Below are 15,751 nucleotides of genomic sequence, written 5' to 3' on the forward strand. Positions count from 1 at the left end.
GGTATCGCATGAACCCCATCGTAATTAATCGGCTTCAACGGAAGCTGGGCTACACTTTTACTCATCAGGAGTTGTTGCAGCAGGCATTAACCCATCGCAGTGCCAGCAGCAAACATAACGAGCGTTTAGAATTTCTTGGCGACTCAATTTTAAGTTTTGTGATTGCGAATGCGCTGTATCACCGTTTCCCGCGGGTGGACGAGGGTGATATGAGTCGTATGCGCGCGACGCTGGTGCGCGGGAATACGCTGGCTGAATTAGCCCGCGAGTTCGATCTGGGCGAATGTCTGCGCTTAGGGCCGGGCGAACTGAAAAGCGGCGGCTTCCGTCGCGAATCGATTCTGGCCGATACTGTTGAAGCGCTGATTGGCGGGGTTTTCCTTGACAGTGACATTCAGACCGTCGAAAAGTTGATCCTCAACTGGTATCAGACTCGTCTGGACGAAATCAGCCCAGGCGATAAGCAAAAAGATCCGAAAACGCGTTTGCAGGAGTATTTGCAGGGTCGCCATCTGCCGCTGCCGTCTTATCTGGTGGTACAGGTGCGTGGTGAAGCGCACGATCAGGAATTTACTATCCACTGCCAGGTCAGCGGCCTGAGTGAACCGGTGGTTGGCACAGGTTCGAGCCGTCGCAAGGCGGAACAGGCTGCCGCCGAACAGGCGTTGAAAAAACTGGAGCTGGAATGAGCGACGAAAAAACCTATTGCGGATTTATTGCCATCGTCGGTCGCCCGAACGTTGGCAAATCCACCCTGTTGAACAACCTGCTCGGGCAGAAGATTTCGATCACCTCCCGTAAAGCGCAGACCACGCGTCACCGTATTGTCGGGATCCATACCGAAGGGCCCTGGCAGGCGATTTACGTCGATACCCCGGGTCTGCACATGGAAGAAAAACGCGCGATTAACCGTCTGATGAACAAAGCGGCCAGCAGCTCCATTGGTGATGTTGAACTGGTGATCTTTGTGGTGGAAGGCACCCGCTGGACGCCGGATGACGAGATGGTGCTCAACAAACTGCGTGACGGTAAAGCGCCGGTGATTCTGGCCGTCAACAAAGTGGATAACGTGCAGGAAAAAGCCGATCTGCTGCCGCATTTGCAGTTCCTCGCGAGCCAGATGGACTTCCTCGACATCGTACCGATCTCAGCGGAAACCGGGATGAATGTCGATACCGTCGCGGGCATCGTGCGCAAGCATCTGCCGGAAGCGGAGCATCACTTCCCGGAAGATTACATCACCGATCGCTCACAGCGTTTTATGGCTTCTGAAATCATCCGTGAAAAGCTGATGCGTTTCCTGGGCGCTGAACTGCCGTACTCCGTGACTGTGGAAATCGAACGCTTCGTGTCAAACGAGCGCGGCGGTTATGACATCAACGGGCTGATCCTCGTTGAGCGCGAAGGGCAGAAGAAGATGGTCATTGGCAACAAAGGGGCCAAAATCAAGACCATCGGTATTGAAGCGCGTAAAGACATGCAGGAAATGTTTGAAGCTCCGGTTCATCTTGAACTGTGGGTGAAAGTGAAATCCGGCTGGGCCGATGACGAACGCGCTCTGCGCAGTCTCGGTTACGTCGACGATCTCTAAACCTGCGCTCCGAACAGGCGACGAGTATGATGGAGGGCTGGCAGCGCGCATTTGTCCTGCATAGTCGCCCCTGGAGCGAAACCAGCCTGATGCTGGACGTCTTCACGGAAGAGTCGGGTCGCGTGCGCCTTGTTGCCAAAGGCGCACGTTCTAAACGCTCTAATCTGAAAGGTGCCCTCCAGCCTTTTACCCCCCTGTTAGTCCGCTTTGGCGGACGTGGCGAAGTCAAAACGCTGCGTAGCGCGGAAGCCGTTTCTCTGGCGCTCCCTCTGAGCGGCATCACGCTGTACAGCGGCCTGTACATCAACGAACTGCTCGCCCGCGTGCTGGAGCACGAAACCCGCTTTTCTGAACTCTTTTTCGATTACCTGCACTGCATTCAGGCACTGGCAGGGGCAACGGGAACGCCGGAGCCCGTGCTGCGTCGTTTTGAACTGGCGCTACTCGGCCACCTCGGTTACGGGGTCGATTTTCTGCACTGTGCGGGCAGCGGCGAACCGGTGGATGACACCATGACCTACCGCTATCGCGAAGAAAAAGGCTTCATCGCCAGCATTGTAATTGACAACAGCACCTTTACCGGACGTCATCTGCGGGCGCTGGCAGAACGCGAATTTCCGGATGCTGATACGCTACGTGCGGCGAAACGCTTTACCCGCATAGCGCTGAAGCCGTATCTTGGTGGTAAACCCTTAAAGAGCCGCGAATTATTCCGGCAGTTCATGCCGAAGCGAACATAAAATCACGAGGATTGTCATGGCTGAATTACTGTTAGGCGTCAACATTGACCACATTGCCACGTTACGTAATGCACGCGGTACCGCATATCCGGATCCGGTTCAGGCGGCATTCATTGCCGAGCAGGCGGGGGCCGATGGCATCACCGTCCATTTACGTGAAGATCGCCGCCATATTACCGACCGCGATGTCCGCATTCTGCGCCAGACGCTGGACACGCGTATGAACCTGGAAATGGCGGTGACGGAAGAGATGCTGGCGATTGCCGTTGAAACCAAACCCCATTTTTGCTGCCTGGTGCCGGAAAAGCGCCAGGAAGTAACCACCGAAGGCGGTCTGGATGTGGCCGGGCAGCGCGATAAAATGCGTGATGCCTGTAAACGTCTGGCTGACGCCGGGATCCTCGTGTCGCTGTTCATTGACGCCGATGACGTGCAAATCAAGGCGGCGGCTGACGTTGGCGCGCCGTACATTGAAATTCATACCGGCTGCTATGCGGATGCGAAAACCGATGCGGAACAGGCACAGGAACTGGCGCGCATCGCGAAAGCCGCCACCTTCGCCGCAAGCCTGGGGCTGAAGGTTAATGCGGGCCACGGGCTGACCTATCATAACGTCAAAGCTATCGCCGCACTGCCGGAAATGCACGAGCTGAATATCGGTCATGCGATTATCGGTCGTGCGGTGATGAGCGGGTTGAAAGAGGCCGTCGCGGAAATGAAACGTCTGATGCTGGAAGCGCGCGGCTAATGGCCATCCTTGGATTAGGCACCGATATCGTGGAGATTGCGCGCATTGAAGCGGTGATCTCCCGTTCCGGTGACCGGCTAGCCAGACGAGTGCTCAGCGCTAACGAGTGGGCTATCTGGGAAACGCATCAGCAGCCGGTGCGTTTTCTGGCAAAACGCTTTGCCGTCAAAGAGGCGGCCGCGAAAGCCTTTGGTACCGGTATTCGCAATGGGCTGGCGTTTAATCAGTTTGAAGTGTTTAACGACGAGCTCGGTAAACCGCGCCTGCGGTTGTGGGGAGAGGCGTTAGCGCTGGCGGAAAAACTGGGCGTTGCGCATATGCACGTAACGCTGGCCGATGAACGTCACTATGCCTGCGCCACGGTCATTATCGAAAGTTAGATTTTATCGGCGTGGTGCATCTGGACAAACTTGTCCCACAACTGTTCTTCCGTTTCGACATGTGCCGGGTCTTTGAGGATCGTATTAGGGATCGGGCACACCTTCTGGCAGGTGGGCGTGTCGTAATGGCCAACGCACTCAGTGCATTTGTCGCTGTTAATCTCATAAATGCTGTCACCCATTGAAATGGCCTCATTCGGGCATTCGGGTTCGCACATATCGCAATTAATGCATTTTTTAGTGATTAACAGGGCCATCAGGAAACTCTCAAAACAACACAAACCGGGCGGGCATTATACGCGCATTCTCTGCTCAGACCAGTTTTTTTACCAGCGCCTCACTGTGGCGAATACGTTCAGGTGCGTGCTCCAGATCCTGCTGTACCAGCGCCATAAAAAGCAGATCGGTGAGCATCATCTGCGCGTGGGTTGAAGAGATCGCCGCACTGCGGGTGGCCTGTTCTTCCGCGATGGTATACAGACAGTGGCTTGCGCGCTGCTGAAGCCCATTGGGGGTGAAACCGGTGATCGCCAGGATCTGCCCGCCGACGCGTAAAGTCTCTTCTGCCGCCAGGTTCAGTTCCCGACGTTCACCGCTATAGGAAATCGCCAGCAGCAGATCGTCCGGCGTCAGCGCCTGAACCGTGGCCAGCAGCGCATGCATATCGCGCTCAACAATGGCGTTCAGGCCGATTTTCATCAGCTTCCAGGCAAAATTCTGCGCCACCAGGCCGGATGCGCCAATCCCGGTCAACACGATCCGACGGGCGTTACGTAGAATTGTCACGCTTTCGCTCAGCTTCTCTTCCGTGTTGACATCCAGCGTGGCGTGCATCGCCGCCATATTCTCTTTGATCAGTTTCTCGCCGACCAGACGCAGGGGATCGTCGCCACGAATCTGGTTATGCACCGGCACCGAATGTGGGTTCGGATTGCTGACCAGCGCTTCGCTGATCGCCAGTTTCAACGCCGGGAATCCCTTATAGCCGAGCTTTTGTGCGAACTTCACCACGCTCGACTGGCTGACGCCCGCTTCAGCCGCCAGTTGCTGAGAGCTGAGGTGGCGGGCGGCGTCGGGTTGTATCAGAAGGTAGTCCGCGAGTTTTTTATCGCTCTGCGCAAATCCCGGGTAGCGCTGGCGGATGCGAATCAAACAGTTCATGGTCTCTCCCGACGAAAACGTGATGGCGGCGACAAAATGAAATTTCACTCGCCTGCACGAATATTATATTCCATTATTGGCGTTTAATATGAATTAAAAATTCCTGAGGAGCAAATATGAATCTCGGCGCTTTAGTATCAGAAACCCGTAATCCGCAAACAATGGACCTCGATGCGTTATCGACGCTGGATCTGGTTCACCGTTTTAATCAACAGGATACGCTGGTAGCGGAAGCAGTAAAAGCAACATTGCCCGATGTTGCGAGCGCCGTCGATGCCGCGGCTGAAGCGTTAAAATCCGGTGGCCGGATTATCTATATGGGCGCCGGGACCAGCGGGCGACTCGGCGTGCTGGATGCGTCTGAATGCCCACCGACGTTTGGCGTTCCTCACGGGCTGGTGGTGGGGCTGATCGCCGGTGGCCCGGGAGCATTGCTGAAGGCTGTTGAAGGGGCAGAAGACAATGCGCAGCTCGGTGAAGACGATCTTATTGCCCTGAACCTCGCGCCGCAGGATCTGGTGGTCGGGCTGGCGGCATCAGGGCGTACGCCGTATGTCATCGGTGGGCTGAAATATGCCCGCAAAACGGGTTGTACTACGGTCGCTGTCTCCTGTAATCCTGACTCGCCGATTGCGCAGGAAGCGGATATCGCGATTTCACCCGTGGTAGGGCCGGAGGCGCTGACGGGCTCAACGCGGTTGAAATCCGGCACTGCGCAAAAGCTGGTGCTCAATATGATCTCCACCGGGGCGATGGTGAAGTTTGGCAAGGTGTACCAGAACCTGATGGTGGATATGAAAGCCACCAATATCAAACTGATGGATCGCGCGTGCCGAATGGTGGTTGAAGCCACTGGTATTGCACGCGCAGAAGCGGAAACGCTGCTCAGACAGACCGATTTTGACGTGAAACCGGCCATTCTTATGGCGCTGAGCGGCCTTAACGCTAATGCGGCGCGCGAGAAGCTGACCGCCCATCAGGGATTCTTACGCGCTGCGTTAGCAGATTCATCGAGGTAACTATGGATAAGACGGCGACCCTTGCCTGCGACATTCTGCTGGGAATAGGCGGAGAACAAAATATTCTGCGTCTGGAAAATTGCATGACGCGCGTCCGGGTGGAAGTGAAAGACGATACGGTGCTGGATATCCCGCATCTGAAACAGCTACCGGGCGTCAGTGGCTACGTGAAGCAGGGGGCGCAGCATCAGCTCATCGTCGGGCCTGGCAAGGCAGCAAAGGTTGTTGATGCTATGCGCTCGCAGCTGGCGCAGGGAGGAGAGCGTCAGTCAGACGATGACATTGAGCGCACGAAATCGCAGGCGAAAGCGAAGTACAAAGCGCCAATGAGCGATGCGCTACGCAAGCTGGCGAACGTATTTATTCCCCTGATCCCGGCGTTTATCGCCTCCGGTTTAATCACCGGCATCATTAACATTCTCAAACGCCCGGATATTGTTGGCGATTTCGCCACCCATTACCCCAACATGCTGGGGTTGATGGGGATCTTCGGCAGTGCGGTCTTCGCCATCATGAACATTCTGGTGGGGGTGAATACTGCCAAAGTCTTCGGCGGTTCGCTGGCGATGGGCGGCGTGATGGCGGGTATTCTGTCGAGTCCGCAACTGGCGCAAATTACCCTCTTTGGCGAAGCGCTACAGCCAGGCCGCGGCGGGGTTATCGCCGTGCTGCTGGTGGTGGCGCTGATGTGCTGGATTGAGCGTAAGTTCCGTGACATTTTGCCGGGTTCGCTGGAGCTGATCCTCAATCCCCTGCTGACGACGATCATCACCGGCACGATTGCGATTGTGGCGCTGCAACCGCTGGGAGGCTGGATTTCGGAATCAATCGCTCACGGCGCGTCGTGGGCGATTGATCGCGGCGGCTTTCTGGTGGGCGCGGTTTTGGCGGGAACCTTCCTGCCATTGGTGCTGACAGGGCTGCATCAGGGGCTGGTGCCGATTCACGTTGAGCTGGTGCAGGCGCATGGCTATAACGCGCTCTTTCCCATTCTGGCGATGGCGGGCGTCGGGCAGGTGGGTGCGGCAATTGCCGTGCTGATGAAAACCCGTAACGCGCGGTTGAAAAAAGTGATTAAGGGGGCGTTACCGGTAGGATTACTCGGTATTGGCGAACCGTTGATTTTTGGCGTCACGCTACCGCTGGGCAAACCGTTTATTGGCGCCTGTCTTGGTGGCGCAGTCGGCGGAGCGCTGATCAGCTACTGGAAGGTCGCCACCGTGATCACCTTCGGTATTTCCGGATTGCCGCTGGCGTTAACGATTGTTGCCGGAAAAGTGATGTTCTATCTGTTAGGCTATTTAGTAGCAGTGATAGCCGGGTTCCTGTTTACCTGGCTGTTAGGATTCAACGATCCCGAGGAGTAAGGTTTGACCAATCACGCGCGTCGTGTCGTTTTTTTTGATTTGGATGGTACGTTACATCAGCAGGATATGTTCGGCAGTTTCCTGCGCTATCTGTTGCGTCGCCAGCCGCTGAATGCGCTGCTTGTGCTGCCGTTGTTGCCCGTGATTGTCGGCGCGTTACTGATCAAAGGACGCGCCGCGCGCTGGCCGATGAGCCTGTTGCTGTGGGGATGTACCTTCGGTCACAGCGAAGCCAGTCTACAGGCCAGGCAGGCCGATTTTGTTCAGTGGTTCCGGCAGAGCGTCACGGCGTTTCCTCAGGTCCAGGAGCGTCTGACCACCTATCTGCTCAGCTCCGATGCCGATATCTGGCTCATCACCGGTTCGCCGCAGTCGCTGGTGGAACAGGTCTATGTTGATACGCCGTGGCTGCCGCGCGTGAATCTGATCGCCAGCCAGATGAAGCGGGGGTACGGCGGTTGGGTGCTGACCCTGCGCTGTCTGGGGCATGAAAAAGTCGCGCAACTGGAGCGTAAAATCGGCACGCCGCTGCGTCTTTACAGCGGCTACAGCGACAGCAATCAGGACAACCCGCTGCTCTATTTTTGCCAGCACCGCTGGCGCGTCACGCCTCGTGGAGAACTTCAGCAACTGGAATAGTTGAAAGACGAAGGGGATATACACTTTATCAGTTGCCTCAGCGTTGGCTGTCTTCGTTCACCCCTGTCACTGACTTATGTAAGCTCCAGGGGATTCTCTCCGTTGCCGCCTTGATGCAACTCGAATGATTTTGTGTATAGCAACCCTGTATAATGCGCCCGCAATGATTACCGGAGTAACCCTTTTGTCAGATGTTGAATTTAGCCACGAATACTGGATGCGTCATGCGTTAACGCTGGCGAAGCGCGCCTGGGATGAACGTGAAGTCCCGGTCGGTGCCGTATTGGTGCACAACAATCGCGTGATTGGTGAAGGGTGGAACCGCCCGATTGGCCATCACGATCCCACCGCGCACGCAGAGATCATGGCGCTACGCCAGGGCGGTCTCGTCCTGCAAAATTATCGTCTGATTGACGCGACGCTATATGTGACCCTTGAGCCGTGCGTCATGTGCGCCGGCGCGATGGTGCACAGCCGTATCCGCCATGTGGTGTTCGGCGCGCGCGATGCCAAAACCGGCGCGGCCGGTTCGCTGATGGATGTTCTGCATCATCCGGGAATGAATCATCGTGTTGAGGTAACCGAGGGGATCCTGCGTGAGGAGTGTGCGACGCTGCTCAGCGATTTCTTCCGCATGCGCCGTCAGGAGATCAAAGCGTTGAAGAAAGCCGCAAGCCAGTAGTCATTGCGGCTCTGTTTACTCTTTCTCTTCTTTCTTCTGCGGTAAACGCAGCAGCGACGGCGAGTGCGTCAGATAACTGGATGACGATTGCGACAGGAAGGCGGCGAGTGGTCGCCGCTGTTTGCCAAATTCCGTTGGCGAGACGACCGGATACTCTTCAGCCAGTTTCATCTCTTCAGCCAGTTGCTTTTCTTTCTCCTGCAAATAGCCCTGCAGGCTTATCTGATATTTACGGATGTTTTCAACGTAGGCATAAGCCTCATGTCCGCGTGCATAGCCGTAGGTCAGCTTGCTGTAATACTGTTTTTGACTGAGCAACGGCAGACGCTGTTTGACGTCCGCCCAACTGTCCGGGTTTCCCTTCGTTTTGGCCGTCAGCGCCCGCGCATCAAGCATATGCGCATAACCCATGTTATAGGCCGCCAGCGCAAACCAGATGCGTTCGTTCTCGGGCACAGTGTCCGGTACTTTACTCATCATGTCCTGTAAATAGCGTGCTCCACCGCTGATGCTCTGTTCAGGATCGGTTCTGTCGGTCAGACCGAGACTTTGCGCGGTGTTTTTGGTGAGCATCATCATGCCACGCACGCCGGTTGGCGATGTGGCCTGCGGATCCCAGTGCGATTCCTGCCAGGAGATCGCCGCAAGCAGCTGCCAGTCAATCTCCTGGGCGTGTTTTTCAAACAGTGGTTTCAGGTCGGGGAGCATGGCATCAACCGCGCGCAGAAAGGTGCGGGTATCGACATAGTCAAAATCATCGCCGTGCCCCAGATACTTTTCTTCGAGACGCGCCAGGGAGCCGTCCTCATTCATACCGTTGAAGAAATCGAGCAGGGCGGCAGACAGCGTGTTGTCATCATCCAGCGGACTAAACCAGGTCACCGGCTGTTCGTCGGTGATATCCAGCGCCACGGCCAGTTCGGGGTGAACGCGCTGATAAAGGCTGATGGCGACAGAGTCGGCAATGGTGTAATCCAGCTGTCCGGCAATCACCGCATCAAGCAGTTCCGTTGAGCCTTTTTTCTCATCGATCCGCCAGCTCAGCTCAGGGTATTTTGTCTGTTTCAGGGTTTGTAGATCGTTCGCCACCACATGCCCCGGGGTGATAGTGAGCTGACTTTCCGTCACGCTGCCCAATGTACGGGGACGATACTGGCCCACTTTGTAGACCAGTTGCTGGGACACCGAATAGTAGGTTGGTCCCGGCTGATAATTTTTCACTCGTTCACTGTTGTAGACCAGCCCGGCCGCCAGCAGGTCGGCGTCACCATTATCCAGATCGTCAAACAGCTGGCTGATGTTCTGGCGGACGGTAATCTTCAGCTTTACGCCCAGATAACTGGCGAACTGCTGCGCCAGCTCGTAATCGAGCCCGTACGGCTTACCGTCGAGTTTCGCCCAGGTGAGTGGTGACTCAATCGTGCTCACGCGCAACTCTCCCCGCGACTGGATCGCGGCGATACGATTATCGGCTTTACCGAACCAGGGGATAGAGGGCCAGAGGGCCGCGGCCAGCAGCAGCGTCAATATGCCGATGAACAGATAATTAATCTTTAATTTTTTCAATTAGTTAATTCTCTGAACCGTGCGTTGCCTCAGGATGGGAAAAGGAATAGAAAGACCAGGAGTATTCATCAATGAGCGGCATTTTGCTTAAACTTGCGCCAGTTGGCAACTAATTAGAGCAATCGGTAGCATCGTATGACAACAACGCGGGGTGATTTTATTTCGACGCAAACGGTTTCGTCGGCGGCTCAGATTCTTTATAATGACGCCCGTTTCCCCACTTGGGCACACCGAAAGCTTAGAAGACGAGAGACTTATGATGGAAATTCTGCGTGGTTCGCCTGCACTGTCCGCATTCCGTATTAACAAACTGCTGGCACGTTTTCAGGCTGCCAACCTCCAGGTAAGCAATATTTACGCCGAGTACGTCCATTTCGCTGACCTGAACGCGCCGTTGAACGAGGATGAGCACGCGCAGCTTGCCCGTCTGCTGAAATACGGTCCCAGCCTGAGCAGCCACACCCCGGAAGGGAAACTGCTACTGGTGACGCCTCGCCCTGGCACCATCTCCCCCTGGTCTTCCAAAGCGACAGATATCGCCCATAACTGCGGTCTGCAACAGATTGACCGTCTGGAACGCGGCGTCGCTTATTACGTTGAGGCCTCCACGCTGAGTGCTGAGCAGTGGCAGTGGGTTGCCGCCGAGCTGCACGATCGGATGATGGAAACGGTGTTTTCTTCATTAACTGACGCGGAAAAACTGTTTGCTCACCATCAGCCAGCGCCGGTTGCAAGCGTTGATCTGCTGGGTGAAGGCCGTCAGGCGCTGATTGACGCTAACCTGCGTCTCGGTCTGGCGCTGGCGGATGACGAAATTGATTACCTGCAGGATGCGTTTACCCGACTGGGGCGCAACCCGAACGATATCGAGCTCTACATGTTTGCGCAGGCGAACTCTGAGCACTGCCGCCACAAGATTTTCAACGCCGACTGGATCATCGATGGCAAGCAACAGCCGAAGTCGCTGTTCAAGATGATCAAAAACACCTTTGAAACCACGCCGGATCATGTGCTTTCCGCTTATAAAGACAACGCGGCGGTGATGGAAGGGTCTGAAGTGGGGCGTTACTTTGCCGACCACGCGACCGGTCGCTATGACTTCCACCAGGAGCCGGCGCACATCCTGATGAAAGTGGAAACCCATAACCACCCGACGGCGATCTCTCCGTGGCCGGGTGCGGCGACCGGTTCCGGCGGTGAAATCCGTGATGAAGGGGCTACCGGACGCGGCGCGAAGCCAAAAGCGGGTCTGGTAGGCTTCTCCGTTTCTAACCTGCGCATTCCGGGCTTTGAGCAGCCGTGGGAAGAAGACTTCGGCAAGCCGGAGCGTATTGTGACCGCGCTGGATATCATGACCGAAGGCCCGCTGGGCGGCGCGGCGTTTAACAACGAATTTGGTCGTCCGGCGCTGAACGGCTATTTCCGTACTTACGAAGAAAAAGTGACCAGCCATAACGGCGAAGAACTGCGCGGCTATCACAAGCCGATCATGCTGGCGGGCGGGATTGGTAACATCCGTGCCGATCACGTGCAGAAAGGCGAGATCGTCGTCGGGGCGAAACTGATCGTTCTCGGCGGTCCGGCGATGAATATCGGCCTGGGCGGCGGCGCGGCTTCCTCGATGGCTTCCGGCCAGTCTGACGCGGATCTTGATTTCGCCTCGGTACAGCGTGATAACCCGGAGATGGAACGCCGCTGCCAGGAAGTGATTGACCGCTGCTGGCAGTTGGGTGACGCCAACCCGATCCTGTTTATCCACGACGTTGGTGCCGGTGGTCTGTCGAATGCGATGCCTGAACTGGTTAGCGACGGCGGACGCGGCGGTAAATTCGAACTGCGTGACATCCTCAGCGATGAGCCGGGTATGAGCCCGCTGGAGATCTGGTGTAACGAGTCCCAGGAACGTTACGTGCTGGCCGTGGCGGCGGATCAACTGCCGCTGTTTGACGAGCTGTGTAAGCGCGAGCGCGCGCCGTATGCGGTGATTGGTGAGGCAACCGAAGAACAGCATCTGTCGCTAAACGATCGTCACTTCGACAACCAGCCTATCGATCTGCCGCTTGACGTGCTGCTCGGTAAAACGCCGAAGATGACCCGCGACGTTCAGACGCTGAAGGCGAAAGGTGAGGCACTGAATCGTGCTGACATCACCATTGCGGATGCTGTTAAACGCGTTCTGCATCTGCCGACGGTGGCGGAAAAAACCTTCCTGGTCACCATTGGCGACCGTACCGTGACCGGGATGGTGTCCCGCGATCAGATGGTCGGTCCGTGGCAGGTGCCGGTGGCGAACTGCGCGGTGACCACCGCCAGCCTCGACAGCTACTACGGTGAAGCGATGTCGATCGGCGAACGTGCGCCAGTGGCACTGCTCGACTTCTCCGCCTCTGCCCGTCTGGCGGTTGGGGAAGCATTGACCAATATCGCGGCGACGCAGATTGGCGATATCAAACGCATTAAGCTTTCCGCCAACTGGATGGCCGCAGCCGGTCACCCGGGTGAAGATGCGGGTCTGTATGAAGCGGTGAAAGCGGTCGGTGAAGAACTCTGCCCGGCGCTGGGTCTGACCATTCCGGTGGGTAAAGACTCGATGTCGATGAAAACCCGTTGGCGGGAAGGTAATGAACAACGCGAAATGACCTCGCCGCTGTCGCTGGTGATTTCCGCTTTTGCCCGCGTGGAAGATGTGCGTCATACCATCACCCCGCAGCTTTCCACTGAAGACAACGCGCTGCTGCTGATCGATCTGGGCCGTGGCCATAACGCGCTGGGTGCGACGGCGCTGGCGCAAGTGTACCGTCAGCTTGGCGATACACCGGCAGATGTGCGTGACGTCGCGCAACTGAAAGGCTTCTACGACGCGATGCAGGCGCTGGTGGCGCAACGTAAACTGCTGGCTTATCACGACCGTTCCGACGGCGGCCTGCTGGTGACGCTGGCTGAAATGGCCTTCACCGGTCACTGCGGTATTCAGGCGGATATCGCGGCGCTGGGCGACGATCGTCTGGCGGCGCTGTTTAACGAAGAGCTGGGCGCGGTAATTCAGGTTCACGCCGAGGATCGCGAGGCGGTGGAAGCGCTGCTGGCGCAACACGGTCTGGGCGATTGCGTACATTACCTGGGTCAGGCCGTCACGGGCGATCGTTTTGTTATCGAAGCCAACGGTCAGACCGTCTTCAGTGAAAGCCGCACTCAGCTTCGCATCTGGTGGGCAGAAACCACCTGGCAGATGCAGCGTTTGCGTGATAACCCGGAGTGCGCCGATCAGGAGCACGATGCTAAAACCAACGATGCCGATCCAGGCCTGAGCGCGAAGCTGACGTTTGAACTCAATGAGGATATCGCCGCACCGTATATTGCGACCGGGGCGCGTCCGAAAGTGGCGGTACTGCGTGAGCAAGGGGTGAACTCCCACGTAGAAATGGCTGCGGCGTTCCAGCGTGCAGGCTTTGACGCGATTGACGTGCACATGAGCGATCTGCTCGGTGGCCGTACCGGTCTGGGCAACTTCCAGGCGCTGGTAGCCTGTGGCGGCTTCTCTTACGGCGATGTTCTGGGCGCGGGTGAGGGCTGGGCGAAATCAATCCTGTTCAACAACCGCGTGCGCGATGAGTTCGAAACCTTCTTCCATCGCCCACAGACGCTGGCGCTGGGCGTGTGTAACGGCTGTCAGATGATGTCGAATCTGCGCGAACTGATCCCGGGCAGTGACCTGTGGCCGCGCTTTGTGCGTAACCATTCGGATCGCTTTGAAGCCCGCTTCAGCCTGGTGGAAGTGACCCAGAGCCCGTCTCTGTTGCTGCAGGGCATGGTCGGGTCAATGATGCCTATCGCCGTCTCGCACGGGGAAGGGCGTGTTGAAGTTCGCGATGCAGCCCATCTGGCGGCACTGGAAAGCAAAGGTCTGGTGGCGCTGCGCTTTGTCGATAACTTCGGCAACGTGACGGAAACCTACCCGGCTAACCCGAATGGCTCGCCGAATGGTATTACCGCGGTCACCACGGAAAGTGGTCGTGTGACGGTGATGATGCCGCATCCGGAACGTGTGTACCGTACCGTCAGCAACTCATGGCACCCGGAAAACTGGGGCGAGGACGGTCCGTGGATGCGTATCTTCCGTAACGCGCGCAAGCAGTTAGGATAATGTACCCGCCATGATGAAAGCCCGGTGAATGTCACCGGGCTTTTTTTTACGTCAGGGACCGGTTATTTTTTGACTTCCTGTACGCGCATTTCATTCACCTGTTGCGGGTTGATGGTGTTGCCTTTTTTCAGGTAATCAATCACCGCATCAGAGAGGTTATATCCGCCGCTGACCTGGCTATTCTTACCTTCGGTAAAGGCCATAAAGCCGTCTCCGCCCGGGGAGAGGAAACTGTTGGTGGCGACACGATAGGTTTGCGTATCGACGATAGCTTTACCGTTAAGCGTGAACAGCGTAACGCGCTGGCCGACCGGTTTACTCGGGTCGTAGTGCATTTCCGCGCCTTTCGACATCTGCAATACGCCGTTGCTTAGAGACGCGCCGTGTTCCATCAGGCTACGCAATGACTTCCCGCTTAAGTCCATCACGGTTAATTCATTAGGGAACGGGAACGTACTGATGATATCGCCGAGGGTAATCGTTCCTGAGTTTAAATCGGCGCGTAAACCGCCTGAATTGGTCAGTGCGATCTGCGCATCTGGCGCGGCGACCAGCATGGCATCGGTAAACAGATTACCCAACGGGGATGACTCGCCATATGCTCGGGTCAGCGCAATCGGCGTTTCACCCACTTTTTGGCTCACGGTTTCAGTCAGCTTTTTGTTCCAGCCATCAATCACCTGCTGAGTGGTCGGATCCGGTTTCCATTCATCCGCATAAACGGTTTTGAGCTCAAAGCTTTTAACCGTGTGGCGATGGGTTTTTGTATTCACATCCAGCACCAGTTTCCCGATATCAATACCGCCGCTGTCGGTTGAGAGGATGAGCGTGTTGCCCACTTTAATCGGTTCTGGCGTTCCCACATGCGCGTGCCCGGTAATCAGCAGGTCGAGGCCTTTTACCTGTTTTGCAGTCTGAATATCTTTATCCAGCGCGCGTCTGACGTCCGCATTGCCGATACTGGACTGGCGCGCCGGCGTCCCTTCATGCATTAAAGCGACGGTGATATCCACTTTTCCGCGGAGTTCATCCAGATAGCGCTGCAGATACTTGACTTCATCACGCGCCTCAATCCCCTGACGCATGGCCGCGGAAACCGTGTCATCAAAGGCAAATACACCGTGTAATCCAATGACGCCTATTTTCACGCCGTCCTTTTCCACAATCGTGTAAGGCTTATTCCAGAAGGGCATACTACTATTCTGGAAAAATACGTTACCCAATAAAATGGGAAATTTCGCCTGGCTGAGCTGCAGTAACGTATTATCCCAGCCATGATCAAATTCGTGATTGCCAACGGAGGCGGCATCGACCGACATCGTATTCATAATATCGATGATGGCCTTCCCTTTGGTCAGACTACTGATATAGGGCCCGGTAAAATAATCACCGGCATCAAAATAAAACGTCGCCTTATTGTTAGCTTTTTCCTGTTTAACCAGTGTGGAAATATTGGCAAAGCCGCCAACCTCCCGTTTACCTTCAGCGATATACGGCAGCTTATACGGTTCAACGTGGGCGTGGAGGTCATTGGTATAGATGACGGTAACATCCTGCGCGCAGGCATACCCCACATATCCTGCGATGAGTAACGAGGCAATCAATCGTTTTTTCATTCTTTATCCTTAAAGTAAAAATGAGAGTGTTATTGTCGTTTCCGCTTGCCTGGATTTTGTGAGGCTCCTCACGACAGTTAATCTGAATAACCGCCAGA

Annotated in this window: 14 protein-coding genes; 10 read left to right on the forward strand and 4 right to left on the reverse strand. The window is 56.0% G+C overall.

The window, feature by feature from the left end:
- The first annotated feature begins 8 nt into the window (after window positions 1-8).
- The 5 genes from rnc to acpS are packed head-to-tail and all read left to right on the forward strand — an operon-like array spanning window position 9 to window position 3,459.
- The gene (rnc, locus tag WM46_RS00405) at window positions 9-689 is read left to right on the forward strand and encodes a ribonuclease III (RefSeq protein ID WP_042291512.1); all 681 of its coding nucleotides are present in this window, start codon (window positions 9-11) and stop codon (window positions 687-689) included.
- Window positions 686-1,591 carry a GTPase Era gene (era, locus tag WM46_RS00410; RefSeq protein WP_042999782.1) on the forward strand — a complete coding sequence of 302 codons (906 nt, stop codon included), beginning with the start codon at window positions 686-688 and terminating at the stop codon, window positions 1,589-1,591. The genes rnc and era overlap by 4 nt, the downstream gene beginning before the upstream one ends.
- Window positions 1,592-1,620: 29 nt before the next feature.
- Complete coding sequence (recO, locus tag WM46_RS00415; RefSeq protein ID WP_102603744.1) at window positions 1,621-2,331, forward strand: DNA repair protein RecO; 711 nt, start codon at window positions 1,621-1,623, stop codon at window positions 2,329-2,331.
- A 16-nt stretch (window positions 2,332-2,347) separates the two neighbouring features.
- Complete coding sequence (gene pdxJ / locus WM46_RS00420) at window positions 2,348-3,079, forward strand: pyridoxine 5'-phosphate synthase (protein ID WP_102601140.1); 732 nt, start codon at window positions 2,348-2,350, stop codon at window positions 3,077-3,079.
- Window positions 3,079-3,459 (forward strand): holo-ACP synthase, encoded by a 381-nt coding sequence (gene acpS, locus WM46_RS00425; protein WP_042999784.1) that lies wholly within the window; start codon window positions 3,079-3,081, stop codon window positions 3,457-3,459. Before pdxJ ends, acpS begins: the two co-directional genes overlap by 1 nt.
- Here the strand turns inward: acpS and WM46_RS00430 are convergent.
- Both WM46_RS00430 and WM46_RS00435 read right to left on the reverse strand, forming a co-directional pair.
- Window positions 3,456-3,716, reverse strand: a complete 261-nt coding sequence (locus tag WM46_RS00430; protein WP_042999785.1) for a YfhL family 4Fe-4S dicluster ferredoxin — start codon at window positions 3,714-3,716, stop codon at window positions 3,456-3,458. The genes acpS and WM46_RS00430 overlap by 4 nt on opposite strands.
- A gap of 55 nt (window positions 3,717-3,771) precedes the next feature.
- Complete coding sequence (locus tag WM46_RS00435; RefSeq protein WP_102601141.1) at window positions 3,772-4,620, reverse strand: MurR/RpiR family transcriptional regulator; 849 nt, start codon at window positions 4,618-4,620, stop codon at window positions 3,772-3,774.
- A gap of 116 nt (window positions 4,621-4,736) precedes the next feature.
- Between WM46_RS00435 and murQ the strand changes: the two genes are divergently transcribed.
- From murQ to tadA, 4 genes are all read left to right on the forward strand, one after another.
- Window positions 4,737-5,639, forward strand: a complete 903-nt coding sequence (gene murQ / locus WM46_RS00440) for an N-acetylmuramic acid 6-phosphate etherase (RefSeq protein WP_102601142.1) — start codon at window positions 4,737-4,739, stop codon at window positions 5,637-5,639.
- Between the two features lie 2 nt (window positions 5,640-5,641).
- On the forward strand, window positions 5,642-7,006 hold the full coding sequence (locus tag WM46_RS00445; RefSeq protein ID WP_102601143.1) for a PTS transporter subunit EIIC: 1,365 nt from the start codon (window positions 5,642-5,644) through the stop codon (window positions 7,004-7,006).
- A gap of 3 nt (window positions 7,007-7,009) precedes the next feature.
- On the forward strand, window positions 7,010-7,645 hold the full coding sequence (gene yfhb / locus WM46_RS00450) for a phosphatidylglycerophosphatase C (protein ID WP_102601144.1): 636 nt from the start codon (window positions 7,010-7,012) through the stop codon (window positions 7,643-7,645).
- A gap of 124 nt (window positions 7,646-7,769) precedes the next feature.
- Window positions 7,770-8,327: a tRNA adenosine(34) deaminase TadA gene (tadA, locus tag WM46_RS00455; RefSeq protein ID WP_081093633.1), complete on the forward strand. Its 558-nt coding sequence runs from the start codon at window positions 7,770-7,772 to the stop codon at window positions 8,325-8,327.
- A 15-nt stretch (window positions 8,328-8,342) separates the two neighbouring features.
- Here the strand turns inward: tadA and mltF are convergent, their stop codons facing one another.
- The gene (mltF, locus tag WM46_RS00460) at window positions 8,343-9,893 is read right to left on the reverse strand and encodes a membrane-bound lytic murein transglycosylase MltF (RefSeq protein WP_061074994.1); all 1,551 of its coding nucleotides are present in this window, start codon (window positions 9,891-9,893) and stop codon (window positions 8,343-8,345) included.
- A gap of 256 nt (window positions 9,894-10,149) precedes the next feature.
- On the opposite strand from mltF, the gene purL reads away from it, so the two are divergent.
- The gene (gene purL / locus WM46_RS00465; protein ID WP_102601145.1) at window positions 10,150-14,037 is read left to right on the forward strand and encodes a phosphoribosylformylglycinamidine synthase; all 3,888 of its coding nucleotides are present in this window, start codon (window positions 10,150-10,152) and stop codon (window positions 14,035-14,037) included.
- A gap of 62 nt (window positions 14,038-14,099) precedes the next feature.
- Here the strand turns inward: purL and WM46_RS00470 are convergent, their stop codons facing one another.
- Entirely contained in the window at window positions 14,100-15,653 is a 1,554-nt protein-coding gene (locus tag WM46_RS00470) for a bifunctional metallophosphatase/5'-nucleotidase (RefSeq protein WP_102601146.1), read from the reverse strand.
- Window positions 15,654-15,751 lie beyond the last annotated feature (98 nt).

The organism is Citrobacter freundii complex sp. CFNIH2 (assembly GCF_002880615.1).
Lineage (GTDB): Bacteria > Pseudomonadota > Gammaproteobacteria > Enterobacterales > Enterobacteriaceae > Citrobacter_A > Citrobacter_A amalonaticus_F.

Bases quoted from the DNA above. Each gene is read 5' to 3' on its own strand.
- pdxJ (WP_102601140.1), top strand. From the start codon at position 2,348: ATGGCTGAATTACTGTTAGGCGTCAACATTGACCACATTGCCACGTTA.
- murQ (WP_102601142.1), top strand. From the start codon at position 4,737: ATGAATCTCGGCGCTTTAGTATCAGAAACCCGTAATCCGCAAACAATG.
- acpS (WP_042999784.1), top strand. From the start codon at position 3,079: ATGGCCATCCTTGGATTAGGCACCGATATCGTGGAGATTGCGCGCATT.
- recO (WP_102603744.1), top strand. From the start codon at position 1,621: ATGGAGGGCTGGCAGCGCGCATTTGTCCTGCATAGTCGCCCCTGGAGC.
- WM46_RS00470 (WP_102601146.1), bottom strand. From the start codon at position 15,653: ATGAAAAAACGATTGATTGCCTCGTTACTCATCGCAGGATATGTGGGG.
- rnc (WP_042291512.1), top strand. From the start codon at position 9: ATGAACCCCATCGTAATTAATCGGCTTCAACGGAAGCTGGGCTACACT.
- tadA (WP_081093633.1), top strand. From the start codon at position 7,770: ATGATTTTGTGTATAGCAACCCTGTATAATGCGCCCGCAATGATTACC.
- WM46_RS00430 (WP_042999785.1), bottom strand. From the start codon at position 3,716: ATGGCCCTGTTAATCACTAAAAAATGCATTAATTGCGATATGTGCGAA.
- era (WP_042999782.1), top strand. From the start codon at position 686: ATGAGCGACGAAAAAACCTATTGCGGATTTATTGCCATCGTCGGTCGC.
- WM46_RS00445 (WP_102601143.1), top strand. From the start codon at position 5,642: ATGGATAAGACGGCGACCCTTGCCTGCGACATTCTGCTGGGAATAGGC.
- purL (WP_102601145.1), top strand. From the start codon at position 10,150: ATGATGGAAATTCTGCGTGGTTCGCCTGCACTGTCCGCATTCCGTATT.
- WM46_RS00435 (WP_102601141.1), bottom strand. From the start codon at position 4,620: ATGAACTGTTTGATTCGCATCCGCCAGCGCTACCCGGGATTTGCGCAG.